Genomic DNA, 12,369 nt, shown 5'->3' on the forward strand with positions numbered 1-12,369 from the left:
CCTTCCTCCGCTCGATCCAAAAGCGATCGTCATGATCTTCAAAACAGCGCCTGAGGTATTTTGAGTTGCAATGCCCGACTGTTTATGATATTTTTGAAAACATATGGCGGTTGAGAAGATAAAGTTCGGAACATCGGGATGGCGCGGCGTCATCGCCGATGATTTCACCTCCGCGCGGGTCAGGGCGGTGACGCAGGCCATCGCCGACCATCTCGGTGCGCAGGGGCTGAAGGACAAGGGCGTCATCGTGGGGTACGATACGCGCTTCCTGTCCGAACGCTTTGCCGTTGAATCGGTAAGGGTGCTCGCGGCCAACGGCATCCGCTCCTTTCTTTCGAACCGCGACTCTCCCACTCCCGCGGTGGCCTTCGAGATCATCCGGAGAAAGGCCGCAGGCGGCATCAATTTCACCGCCAGCCACAACCCCCCTGAATACAACGGCCTCAAATTCTCCGCGGCATGGGGCGGCCCCGCCCTGCCCGAAACGACCAAAGACATAGAAACCCGCGCGAATGCCCTCGTCGACAAGAACTCGGTCCCGGCCATGCCGCTCGCGGAAGCGAGGCAGAAGGGCATGGTGGAGGACGCTGACCTGCGGCGGTTCTACCTGGACGATCTCCGCAAGAAGATCGATTTCGAGCCGATCAGGAAAGCAAAGCTCAAGATCGGTGCCGACCTGCTCTATGGGACGGGCAGGGACTATCTGGACACGCTGCTGCGCGAGGCGGGATGCTCCGTATCCGTCGTGCACGGGCACCGCGATGCGTTCTTCGGAGGCAGGTCGCCCGAGCCGTCTGAAGAGAACCTGGCGGAGCTGGTCGAAACGATCAGAAAGGGACGGCTCGACCTGGGGCTGGCTGTTGACGGGGACGCCGACCGCTTCGGCGTCGTGGACAGCGACGGGACCTGCATCAACCCGAACCAGGTCCTTGCCCTGCTCCTGGACTACCTCTGCCGCACGCGCGGCTGGAAAGGCGGCGCCGCCCGCTCCATCGCAACCTCCCACCTCGTGGATGCGGTGGCAAAGAAACACGGCATCGAGGTCTACGAGACCGGCGTGGGGTTCAAGTACATCGGCGATCTTCTCGTGCAGGGCAAGATCATCTTCGGAGGCGAGGAAAGCGCCGGTCTGACCATGAAGGACCATGTCCCGGAAAAGGACGGCATCCTTGCCTGCCTCCTGGTTGCCGAAATGGTCGCAAGCGAGAAAAAATCGATCCGGGAAATGCTGAAGCGGCTCTACAAGGAGGTAGGGACGATCCTGAACGAACGGATCGACATCCACCTGACCGAAGCGAACCGGAAGGCGGTCGGCGAACGCCTGAGCCAGCCGCTCAGCGAACTGGGGGACCTGCGGGTCAAGGGCAAGAAGACCACGGCCGATGGCACCAAGTATATGCTCGAGGACGACAGCTGGGTGCTGATGCGCGCCTCGGGAACGGAGCCGGTGGTCCGGGTCTATGTGGAAGCCGGGTCCGAGGAACTGGTGAAGGAACTCGTCAACGCCGGCAGGGCTTTCGTTCTGGGACAGTAGGAGCCACACCCGGACAAGTCTGGATTAAAATACACCCTGCACTCGTTATGGTCGCGCCTTCATAGCCTGCTGTTGCCGTATCGCGGCCGCAGGCAAGAACAGACTGCGTAGCCACACCCAACATTCGCGCTTTGCACTCATGAGCGTCGGGTGCAAGCTCGTAGGCACCGGGTGCCGGCGAAGAGATTCGAAGACAAGATCAGAACAGTGCGCTAACTTCAACTTCGTGCACTTCGTTTTTTTCGTGGTAAATTTCTGCCAATCGAGCAAGGGGGGTTCATGAGCGAGATCATCGATGTGTACGCGCGAGAGGTACTGGATTCGAGGGGCAACCCGACAATAGAGGCCGATGTCATTCTGGAGAGCGGGGCCATGGGCCGCGCCATTGTACCGAGCGGCGCATCCACGGGCGAGCGCGAAGCGCTCGAGCTCCGCGACGGCGGCAAGCGCTACCTGGGCAAGGGAGTGCAGAGGGCCGTGAACAACGTGATCGAGGTGATCGCGCCGGTCATCAGCGGGATGGATGCCTCGGAGCAGGCGGTTATCGACAGGACCATGATCGAGCTGGACGGCACGGAGACCAAGAAAAAACTGGGCGCCAATGCTCTCCTTGCCGTATCTATGGCTGTTGCGAAGGCAGCCGCCGAGGACGCGGGGCTGCCGCTCTACCATTACCTCGGCGGTCCGAACGCGAAGGAGTTGCCGGTCCCGATGATGAACGTGCTGAACGGAGGAGCACACGCGGACAACAACGTTGACTTCCAGGAGTTCATGATCATCCCGGCGGGCGCAAAGACCTGTGCCGATGCTATCAGGATCGGCGCGGAAGTCTTCCATAACCTGAAGTCGGTGCTGAAGAAAAAAGGGTACAACACCGCCGTCGGCGACGAAGGCGGGTTCGCTCCGAACCTTCGGTCGAACGAGGAGGCCTGCCAGGTCATCCTTGAAGCGGTCCAGAAGGCGGGATACAAAGCGGGCAGGGACGTGTTCCTGGGACTTGACGTCGCCTCCAGCGAGTTCTACGAGAAGGGCGTCTACGACATGAAGGGCGAGGGCAAGAAGATGTCCTCGGACAAGATGATCAAGTTCTACGAGAGCTGGATCCGTCAGTATCCGATCATCTCCATCGAGGACGGCATGTCCGAAAAGGACTGGAAGGGCTGGAAGCTGCTGACGGACCATCTGGGGAGCAGGGTCCAGCTCGTGGGAGACGATATCTTCGTCACGAACACCACAATCTTCAAACAGGGAATCGAGCAGGGCATCGCGAACTCGATCCTGATCAAGCTGAACCAGATCGGAACGCTCACGGAGACCCTCGACGCCATCGAGATGGCGAAGCGCGCCGGGTACACGGCCGTTGTCTCGCACCGCTCGGGCGAGACCGAGGACTCGACGATCGCCGATCTTGCCGTGGCCGCGAACACGGGACAGATCAAGACAGGCTCGCTCTCGCGTACGGACCGCATCGCCAAGTACAACCAGCTCATCCGCATCGAGGAAGAGCTCGGCGATGCTGCGGTGTATCGAGGCAAGGACGTGTTCTCCCGTATCAGTATGAAAAAATGAGAAAGAAGCAGTGAAGCCGGAGATCATGATGATCTCCGGCTTTTTCCTTGGAACGCGTACGGCAGGTCGGCATAACGATCACAACGGACAATGAAGAAAGTACTGTTGACGAATGACGTGAAAAGCCTGATGACCGGGAAAGGCAGCTTTCTCGACCGTGTGGATATCAAGGTGTTCGCGGCGGCCACGACGACCGAGCTGCTGAAGATCCACGCCCGGGAGAAGGCGGATCTCATCGTGACGCAGCTGAACACGCCGGGCATCGGCAGCGAGGAGTTCTTCGACACCATCAGGAAGAGCGGGGAATTGAGAACGGTTTCCACCATTCTGATCTGCAACGACACCCTGGATCAACGCGAGCGCTGCAGGCGGTGCCGTGTCAATGCAATAGTTACCCTGCCCGTCGACCTCACCCTGCTTCATATCAAAATGCGGCAACTCCTCGATGTTCCGCCGAGGATGTTCTACCGGGCAGCGCTTGCCGTCGCCATCCAGGGCAGGTTCAGGAACCGGCCGCTGCCGTTCTGGACCGAGAATATCAGCGCCAGTGGAATGCTTATCCGGGCGGAGGAGCCCCTCGCAAAAGGTGAAGGTGTTTATTTCTCATTCTTTCTGCCCGATGGAGCGCACGTGAGCGGCTACGGAGAAATCATGCGGGCTGTCCGTCCGTCCAATAAACGTGATGCAATCCTGTATGGGATCAGGTTCACCAACGTCGAGCCGGGCGTCCGGACGTCAATCGACGACGCCATACATAAAAAGCTTCACCTGGAGCGCTCCCCTGGTTCAAGACCGGCACACCGCATTGACCGGCCAGGGCAGGAAAACTGACGTGCTCCCCGGAAAATGCACGTTGCGGGAAAAAGGCAGGGTTCCCCTTCGTTCAAGAGAGCCTGCCGATGCGGGGCGCGTATTGATCCATGGACCGTCATTCCTTTGAACAGCTGGTGCAGAACTCCCTCAGCCGGCTTCCGCGCAGGTTCAAGCAGAAGATAAAAAACATATCCATAGAGGTCGAGGACGATCCCTCGCCGGAGATCCTCCGGGCCATGGGCATCGAAAGGGGCACGCTGTTCGGCCTGTATCAGGGGGTGCCGCTCACCGAGCGCGAATGGAACTACGGCAACGCGCTCCCGGACCGCATCGTCATTTACCGGCGGCCGATCGAGAGCGCCGCACGATCGCCCGAGGAAATAGAGGAGATCGTCCTGGAGACGGTGATCCACGAGATCGGCCACTATTTCGGATTCGCTGATGAGGAACTCGAGCGGATAGAGGATTCGAGGAGGAGACGAAAACCGCGATAGGAACGCGGCGGGACAGGATCAGCGATAGCGCTGCAGAATCTTCTCGATCATGCCCGTCGTGGAAGCGCCCTCGATATATCCCACGCTGACGACCTTCCCCCCCCGGGCTTCCACGACATCACGTCCGATGATCTTTTCCACGGGCCAGTCGCCCCCCTTTACGAGCACGTCAGGCTGCAGCTCCGAGATGATCCGATGGGGATCGGGCTCATCGAAGACGGTGACAAAATCGACGGACTCCAGCGCGGCCAGCGTTTCCGCGCGTTCCGCCTCGGTGTTGATCGGACGCTTTTCCCCCTTGATCATCCGGACGGACGCGTCGCTGTTGAGCGCAACGACGAGCAGGTCGCCGTAGGACCGCGCCCTGGCGAGATACCGGGTGTGGCCGGTATGGATCAGGTCGAAACATCCGTTCGTGAAGACGATCTTTTTGCCCGTCGCCCTCAGGATGCCGAGGAGCTGCTTTAATTCCTGCGTGGTTTTGATCTTTGTGCGCATGAAAAAATATAATATAAATGTGGCAATAAAGCAAGGAACGAATGAAGTGCTGCGGCGGGCGGGAGGGAGGGAGAGAGGGAGGGAGGGAGGATTCAGGATACTTCGGGCTCATGTCGTTCGTGCGGGGGAGTGCATAACAACTCAAGGACCGACGCCCGGATCATGCTGCGCACCGAAGAGCCGATGTGGTCGTTCGGCATCGCCTATGCTGTTCTGCTGTGACCGGACGCGGGCGGGTCGGGGCCCTGCCGGAGTCACTGGTCGTCGTGGGAGTTGAATATCTCGTTGAACGCCGGCGCGATCTCCTTAAAGGCCTTTAATACGGCCGGGTCGAAGTGCTCCGGCTTCGTCCGTTCGTCGCCCTGGGTAATGATCCTGCACGTGGCCTCGTGGTCGAAAGAGGGCTTGTAGGGCCTCTTGCTCCGCAAGGCGTCGTACTGGTCGGCAAGCATGACGATCCTGCCCTCGATCGGGATGGCTTCACCGTGAAGCCCCCGCGGGTACCCCTTGCCGTCCCACCGTTCATGATGGTTCAGCGCGATCGAGGCGGCCAGCTGGATCGTGGGGTAGGTCGACCCGTCCAGGATCTTTTCTCCCATGGTCGTGTGGGTCTTCATGACCTCGAACTCTTCCTTCGTGAGCGCTCCCGGCTTCAGCAGGATATTGTCGGGGATACCGATCTTCCCGATGTCGTGCATCGAACTCGCGAAGGTGACGGTCTCGACGAAATCCGGGGGCATCTGCAGCGCCTCGGCGATTTTGTTCGAATACAGGCCGATCCTCGAAATGTGCGCGCCCGTGTCGGTGTCCCGGTATTCCGCAACCGTCGTCAAGCGCGTCGTCACCTCGTTTGCGATGTTCTTGACCATCTGGAGAGCATCGGCCAGCTCCTGGGTCCGCTTCCTGACCGTGTCCTCGAGCATGTCCTTGTAGTTCTTCTCCATCTGGATGAGCCGCGTGTATTTCGCGGCCTTCTCCACGGAATGGACCAGGTACTCGGGGTTGTACGGCTTCGTGATGAAGTCGAAGGCGCCCCGCTTGATCGCATCGACGGCGACATCGAGTTCGGCAAAGGCCGTCAGGAGAATGACCGGCAGCTGGGGATAGGAGGCGTGTACGCGCTGCAGGAGCTCGATGCCGGTGATGGACGGCATCTTGATGTCGGTCAGGACCACGTCGAAGTGGAGGCTTTTCACCCGCTCCAGCGCGTCGGACGCGCTCTGACAGGTGCTCACGTGGAATCCGAACTCCTTCAGGAGCGACGATATGGACTCGAGCACATAGGGATCATCATCCACGACCAGCAGGCTGTTGTTGTTCGATTCGCTCATGTATCGAGCACCTCCCTCACCTTATTCAGCAAATCCCTCGGGGATATGGGCTTCATCACGATGTCCAGATTCTCATCCCGGATGCCTTTTTTCTGGACGAGCGCCTTGTTGTACCCGCTGGTGAAAATGACCCTGATCGCGGGCCTCATCTTCCGGATATCATCATAGGCCTCCTTGCCGTTCATCCGAGGCATGACCACGTCGAACAGGAGAAGCTGTATCCGGTCCGGGTGCTCGCGAAAACGGGCCACGGCTTCCTCGCCGTCCTCTGCTTCTATGACCGTATAGCCGAAATCCTCGAGCACCGCTCTCGTCAGTTTGCGGACCTCCCGGTCATCCTCGGCGATCAGGACGGTTTCCGAGCCTCCGCGGGGTATCTCGGTCTTGGTCTGCTCCATGGCGGCGATGTCCCCGGAAAGCCTTGCAACGGGCAGATAGACGGTAAACGTGGCGCCGCAGCCCGGCGTGCTGGAGCAGTTGATGAAGCCGTTGTGCTGCTTGATGATGCCGTAGACGATGGAAAGCCCGAGGCCCGTTCCTTTCCCGACCTCTTTCGTCGTGAAGAAAGGTTCGAAGATCCTCGCCCGGGTGTCGTCATCGAAGCCGCAGCCCGTATCGGTCACGGTGATCTGCGTATAGGTTCCCTGTTTCCCATAGCCGTGTGCGCTGATGAACTCCCTGCCGATGTCCACGAGCTCTGTCGCGATGGTCAGCGAACCTCCGTCGGGCATGGCGTCGCGGGCGTTGGTCGCCAGGTTCACGAGCACCTGCTCCAGCTGGCCGGAATCGGCCACGACCGTCGTGTCGTCCGTGGTGAGCCGGGTCGAGAATTCGATGTCCTCGCCGATCAGCCGGCGAAGCAGTTTCCCCACGCGGCCGATGATCTCGTTCACATTCACCGGCTTGAGCGTGATCACGAGCTTCCGGCTGAACGTCAGCAGGCTCTGTGTCAGGCTCGAGGCCCGTTCCGCCGAGAGGACGATCTGATCGGCATTCTTTTTCAGGGGGTCGTCCTGATTCATCTTGAGCCTGAGAATGCTGCCGTACCCGATGATGGCGGTAAGGATATTGTTGAAATCGTGAGCGATGCCGCCGGTCAGCGTGCCGATCGCCTCCATCTTCTGGGCGTGGCGCAGCTGGCCTTCCAGCTTTTTATGCTCCGTAATGTCCCGCGTAACGCTCAGCTGGGCTATGATCTCGCCGCGGACATTCTTGAGAGGAGCGGTCCGCGTCTCGACCCATCGCCGGGCGCCTTTCAGGCTGACGAGCTCGAACTCGAGCGTGCCCGACTCTCCCCGGAATGTCCGTTCCGTCAGTTCCTGGAAGGCGTTCCGGTATTCCGGTACGATGGCTCCGGAGAGCGACTTCCCGACGACATCGGCGGGGCTTTCCGCTTCGAGCATCGCAAGGCCCGTTGCGTTGATCTCGAGCAGATTTCCGCGCGCATCGACGAGTTTTACGCATTCGGGTACGGTCTCGATGATCGCCCTGAGCTGGCCCTCGTTCCTGGCCAGGTCCTCTTCCGCCTGGCGAAGGTCCGTGATGTCCTGCAGCGTTTCTATTACCACGACCAATTTGCCCTTGGCGTCGCAGATCGGCACGGCATCGAAGAGGATGTACCGCTGTTTGCCGTTCAGGTTCTTGTACCAGCCTTCGGCCTTCAGGCCGTCGGGGACGAGGGCGGACCGGGCGAATTTGCTGTACAGGCCGGACGCGCCGTCAATATTGCCGTCGATCACGACGTCGGCCAGCGTGTGGCGGTGCTGCGCGTAGAACGGCTTCCACTGATGGTCGGTCCCGATCATGTCGCCGGCCCGTGCGCCGGTCAGCTCCTCACAGGCCCTGTTCCAGAACACGATCCTGTGCTCAGGGTTGACGACGAACGTCGCAACTGCCGAGTTCTGGATGATGTTCTCCGCGAAGGCTTTCTGGTCCTGCAGTGACTCCTCCATCTGTTTTCGTTCGGAGATGTCCCGGACCACGTGGATCATTCCCAGGACCCGGTTGCCGCTGTCGATCCGCGGGATGGCGCGAATTTCTATGAACCGGTTCAGGTGCGGCTCGAACGTTTCGAAGGTCCCCGGCATTCCGGTGATGAGGCTCTGACAGCTCGGACAGCCTTCGGGAGCGTACACCGTCCCATGGTAGCGCTCGTAGCATTTCTCCTTCGCGAGAAAGTCGAGGGGGAGGTTCAGGATCTTTCTGGCCGCCCTGTTGGCGAGGATAATGTTGAAATCCCTGTCATGGACCGTGACCATGTCGGTAAGCGTATCGAAGATCGCCGCCCAGTCCTGGGATGACTGTGCCAGTTCGCTGTCCTTCGATCTCAGGGCGAACTCGGCGACCCCGATCGAATGTTCCGCGGCGACCTGGATGGGCCGGACGACGAACCGCCAGAGAAAGGGCGCGGCCACCAGGGTCAGGAGGACCGCATCGGCGATCGCAAGGAAAAATGCGTTCCCTGCTGAGGGCGCCAGGAGAGGCAGCGCAAGCATAACGCTCAGTTCGGCAAGGAACATGATGAGGCCGATCCTGAAAAGGAAGAAGCCGGGGTTGACGTTTCTGTTGACAGGGCTCATAGGCAACTATCGGGATTAACACGGTTATTCCTTGCGGCACCGCGCGGCTCGGCCGACCGGGGGAAGGGGGAGAATCCCGTGCTTTCTTATCGGAATACGGACGGCGTATCTTTAACGATAATCACGAGGCGGGTATGACAGGCACATCTCCGTTGTGCGGGAGAACAATGACGGGCGAAGGAGGCTGGTGGACCTGTCCCGGATGCTACCGGATATAAGCCTCGGTCACGTACCGGCGCATCATGCGGTGGGTGTTGAAGTAATAGGCGTTCTTGCTGATGGCGTTCTTCATCATGCGGCTCCAGTTGCTCTTGTCGGCATTGTAATATTTTGGAATGATCAGGTTCTCGAGCTTGAAGTAGAGGTCGGCCGCATCCTCGGCATCGGAGGCCCCCGACGCGGAAGTTTCCGTCGGCATCCCGCCGATGGACCAGCCCGTGTACCCTTCGATGTGCCCCTCGATCCACCAGCCATCGAGCACGCTGAAATTGATCACGCCGTTGTGGGCGGCCTTCATGCCGCTCGTGCCGGAGGCCTCGAGCGGCCTGAGCGGCGTGTTGAGCCAGATGTCGACGCCGGAGACAAGCTTGAGCGCGATGTCCATGTCGTAGCCGGGCAGGAAGGCGATCTCGATCTTTCCCCGCAGCTTGTCGCGGAACTCGTGGATGCCCTGGATCAGGCGCTTGCCGATGTCGTCATGGGGATGGGCCTTGCCCGCGTAGATGACCTGGAGCCGGCCCTGCCCGCCGATCTTCACGAGCCGGTCGAGATCGTAAAAGAGGAGGTGCGGCCGTTTGTAGGCCGCGGCGCGCCTCGCGAACCCGATGGTCAGCACGTTCGCATCCATGACCACGCCGGTCGCCTCGCCGACATAGGTCAGGAGCTTCCGCTTTGCCTCCCGGTGCGCTTCCCAGAGCTCGATCTCGGGGATGTTGCCCGACCGGACGAACAATTCGGGCTCGTGCGCCCACCCGGGGATGTATTCATCGAACAGTTTGGCGATCTCGGGGCATGTCCAGGTGAAGGTATGCACGCCGTTCGTGATGGCGTGGATGTGGTAGCCCGGGAACATGTGCTGGGACACTTCGCCATGCTTCTTCGCGACGCCGTTGATGTATTTGCTGAGCGACAGCGCGAGCAGGGTCATGTTCAAACTGTCCTTCCCCGCGAGGTCCTTCAGCACGTCGAAGGGAATGATCTCCCCGAGCACCTGTTTGACCAGGGCATAGGAGAACTTGTCGTGCCCCGCGTCGACCGGCGTATGGGTCGTGAATACGCAGAGGTCGCGCACGCGCGCGACGTCCCAGATCGAACGCTCGTCCCAGACGCTCTCGATATCGCGCTTGAACCGGAGCAGCAGTTCCAGGGCGAGAAAGCTGGCATGGCCCTCGTTCATGTGGTATTTCTTGATATGGAACTCGAGCGCCTGGAGCATGCGGACTCCGCCCATGCCGAGCACAACCTCCTGCTTGATGCGGTAGGCGCTGTCGCCGCCGTAGAGGGAGTCGGTGATGCCCCGGTCCTCGGTCGCGTTCTCGGGGAGGTCGGTGTCGAGGAAGAGGATCGGGACCCTGCCGCCGGTGGGGCTGACCACGAGATAGAGCCAGGCCTGGATGTACACATCGCGCCCCTCGATCTGGACCTTGACCTTTTCCTTCAGCAGCGTCATATATTTCGCGGGGTCCCAGGTCACGGGTTTCTCGAGCTGCCAGCCCCTGCCGTCGAGCTCCTGGTTGAAATAGCCTTTGCGCGCGATCAGGGTCACGGCAACGTGGGGCAGGTTGAGGTCTGCCGCGGATTTGATGGTGTCACCGGCGAGAATGCCCAGGCCGCCGCTGTACGTGGGGATGTCGTTCTTCACGCCGATCTCCATGGAAAAGTACGCGATCATCGGCTCATTCGTGAATTCGTGCAAACTGTTCATGCTCCTCCCTGTTTCGCAAGAACTGGTTCCCGGGATGAAAGGCTGCAGCAAAGATAACAGAAACATTCCGGTATTTCAAGAGACAACCCCTGTGCGGGATTGCGCTGCCTCGGAAAGTATTGAACGGGGACGAGAGGGGTGACGGAAGGGGAGCTGCATCGGGCTCGGTGCCGGGCCGGCAGGAGGGACATTGGCGCGGCCAGCATCGGGCAGGTCCAACCCGGTTACGCCGGCGCTCACGGCGCAGGATTCTGCTCCAAGCGCTTCCGCGCCAGTTCTACCAGGCCGAAGACCTTCAGGTCGACGAGGACGCCCGCCTTCTGCTGCGATCTCAGGAACTCCTGGGCGGCCTCCAGCGGCACCTCGATCACCTCGATGATCTCATTGTCGTCGCCGCCGTTCTTCCCCACCTGTTCGAGCCCGGTGCAGAGATAGGCCCTGAGCGACTCCGTCGAGGCCCCCGTGGAAATGGGGCCCTCGGCCAGGAACTCCATCGCTCCCGCTGACCAGCCCGTTTCCTCGATCAACTCCCGCCGTGCCGCCTCTTCCATGTTCTCGCCGGGCTCGACGAGACCCGCCGGCAGTTCGATCACGTCCCGTCCCATGGGCGGCCGGAACTGCTTCTCCAGGATGACCTTTCCACCGGGCGTCACACCGACCATCACCACGATGCCGCCGATGCCCACCCGTTCCAAGGCCTCCCAGGTCCGCACCACGCCCCGGGCATCACGGTAGGTGATCTCCACAGCGCTCATGAACTTTCCCTTCCAGAGGGTTTTTCTGCTCAGGATTTCCATTCTTGAGGATCACCTGCCACAAGGACCCGGAGGAAAGACTGGAGAACCCCCGGGTGAACATCACTGCTGTTGCCGAAGTGCGGGGACAGGCCGGTGCGGCCTTGCCTCACGCAGGGAAACGCTCAGGTCTTATGACAAGAGCCTTCTTGATCGGTGTCCATCCGTGTTTATCGGTGGTTACCATTGTCCTTCAAAGCCACTTCTTCAGGTCCAGCGTGAGTGCCGCCGGGATGATCGTATCCACTTCGCGGATGCGCTTGCGGCCGGCCTTCCGGAACATGGCCTTTTGCATTTCCTGCTCTTCTTCGTAATGGTCAAAGATGGGGAAGTCCTGCTCCGGGATGTCCCGGGTGAAGTATCCGCATCCTTCGAGCCGCACCGCGCGCCGCGGGCCGCGGACGGTCGGGCCGAAGATTCGGCAGATGTGGGGGCGCTGCGCGTAGATAAGGCAGGCCCCATTGTCGTCGAGCGCCGGGCAGGCCATCTTGGCCGATCTCCGCGATATGGCATCGATGGCAGGGAGTGATTTGAGGAGCGGGTCCCTCCGGGAGAAAGCCTTCTTCTTCTCGAGGACGTCGAGCTGTTCATTGGCCTTCGCGATCACCCGGTCGCGGATCCGTGCCGGCACTTTCCTGAGCGACGCCCGCAAGTGCAGTGCATCGAGGAGTGTAATGTCGAAGAAGCCGACGGAGCAGCACTCGTAGCAGCCGCGCTTGCACTTCACACCGTGCTTTCGGGCCGCCTCGGCGAAACGCTTGCTGGACATCTCAAGGAACTTCCCGTACTTTTTTACGATACGTTGCATGGAGCGTCACCTGCCCTGGTCAAAG

The 12,369-nt window shown here is 60.4% G+C and carries 9 protein-coding genes and 1 pseudogene; 4 read left to right on the forward strand and 6 right to left on the reverse strand.

The features are described from left to right. Window positions 1–103: 103 nt before the first annotated feature. From VL197_16085 to VL197_16100, 4 genes are all read left to right on the forward strand, one after another. Complete coding sequence (locus tag VL197_16085) at window positions 104–1,534, forward strand: phosphoglucomutase/phosphomannomutase family protein (GenBank protein HUJ19506.1); 1,431 nt, start codon at window positions 104–106, stop codon at window positions 1,532–1,534. A 279-nt stretch (window positions 1,535–1,813) separates the two neighbouring features. Then, the gene (gene eno, locus VL197_16090; GenBank protein HUJ19507.1) at window positions 1,814–3,103 is read left to right on the forward strand and encodes a phosphopyruvate hydratase; all 1,290 of its coding nucleotides are present in this window, start codon (window positions 1,814–1,816) and stop codon (window positions 3,101–3,103) included. Window positions 3,104–3,193: 90 nt separating this feature from the next. Further along, entirely contained in the window at window positions 3,194–3,934 is a 741-nt protein-coding gene (locus VL197_16095; GenBank protein HUJ19508.1) for a PilZ domain-containing protein, read from the forward strand. Between the two features lie 89 nt (window positions 3,935–4,023). Continuing rightward, window positions 4,024–4,410 carry a metallopeptidase family protein gene (locus VL197_16100; GenBank protein HUJ19509.1) on the forward strand — a complete coding sequence of 129 codons (387 nt, stop codon included), beginning with the start codon at window positions 4,024–4,026 and terminating at the stop codon, window positions 4,408–4,410. 18 nt (window positions 4,411–4,428) lie between these two features. Here VL197_16100 and rfaE2 read toward each other — a convergent pair. From rfaE2 to VL197_16130, 6 genes and pseudogenes are all read right to left on the reverse strand, one after another. After that, window positions 4,429–4,854 (reverse strand): annotated as a pseudogene (gene rfaE2, locus VL197_16105) (D-glycero-beta-D-manno-heptose 1-phosphate adenylyltransferase). A 308-nt stretch (window positions 4,855–5,162) separates the two neighbouring features. Further along, complete coding sequence (locus VL197_16110) at window positions 5,163–6,239, reverse strand: response regulator (protein HUJ19510.1); 1,077 nt, start codon at window positions 6,237–6,239, stop codon at window positions 5,163–5,165. After that, entirely contained in the window at window positions 6,236–8,818 is a 2,583-nt protein-coding gene (locus tag VL197_16115) for a PAS domain S-box protein (protein HUJ19511.1), read from the reverse strand. The genes VL197_16110 and VL197_16115 overlap by 4 nt, the downstream gene beginning before the upstream one ends. A 205-nt stretch (window positions 8,819–9,023) precedes the next feature. After that, the gene (gene glgP, locus VL197_16120; GenBank protein HUJ19512.1) at window positions 9,024–10,742 is read right to left on the reverse strand and encodes an alpha-glucan family phosphorylase; all 1,719 of its coding nucleotides are present in this window, start codon (window positions 10,740–10,742) and stop codon (window positions 9,024–9,026) included. A 236-nt stretch (window positions 10,743–10,978) separates the two neighbouring features. Beyond that, window positions 10,979–11,539, reverse strand: a complete 561-nt coding sequence (locus tag VL197_16125; GenBank protein HUJ19513.1) for an NUDIX hydrolase — start codon at window positions 11,537–11,539, stop codon at window positions 10,979–10,981. A gap of 190 nt (window positions 11,540–11,729) precedes the next feature. Then, on the reverse strand, window positions 11,730–12,344 hold the full coding sequence (locus VL197_16130; GenBank protein ID HUJ19514.1) for a YkgJ family cysteine cluster protein: 615 nt from the start codon (window positions 12,342–12,344) through the stop codon (window positions 11,730–11,732). Window positions 12,345–12,369: the final 25 nt, after the last annotated feature.

The organism is Nitrospirota bacterium, assembly GCA_035516965.1.
GTDB lineage: Bacteria > Nitrospirota > UBA9217 > UBA9217 > UBA9217 > MHEA01.

What these genes read in the sequence shown, in the direction of transcription:
- VL197_16085 (HUJ19506.1), top strand. Translation starts at nt 104, where the DNA reads ATGGCGGTTGAGAAGATAAAGTTCGGAACATCGGGATGGCGCGGCGTC.
- eno (HUJ19507.1), top strand. Translation starts at nt 1,814, where the DNA reads ATGAGCGAGATCATCGATGTGTACGCGCGAGAGGTACTGGATTCGAGG.
- VL197_16095 (HUJ19508.1), top strand. Translation starts at nt 3,194, where the DNA reads ATGAAGAAAGTACTGTTGACGAATGACGTGAAAAGCCTGATGACCGGG.
- VL197_16100 (HUJ19509.1), top strand. Translation starts at nt 4,024, where the DNA reads ATGGACCGTCATTCCTTTGAACAGCTGGTGCAGAACTCCCTCAGCCGG.
- VL197_16110 (HUJ19510.1), bottom strand. Translation starts at nt 6,239, where the DNA reads ATGAGCGAATCGAACAACAACAGCCTGCTGGTCGTGGATGATGATCCC.
- VL197_16115 (HUJ19511.1), bottom strand. Translation starts at nt 8,818, where the DNA reads ATGAGCCCTGTCAACAGAAACGTCAACCCCGGCTTCTTCCTTTTCAGG.
- glgP (HUJ19512.1), bottom strand. Translation starts at nt 10,742, where the DNA reads ATGAACAGTTTGCACGAATTCACGAATGAGCCGATGATCGCGTACTTT.
- VL197_16125 (HUJ19513.1), bottom strand. Translation starts at nt 11,539, where the DNA reads ATGGAAATCCTGAGCAGAAAAACCCTCTGGAAGGGAAAGTTCATGAGC.
- VL197_16130 (HUJ19514.1), bottom strand. Translation starts at nt 12,344, where the DNA reads ATGCAACGTATCGTAAAAAAGTACGGGAAGTTCCTTGAGATGTCCAGC.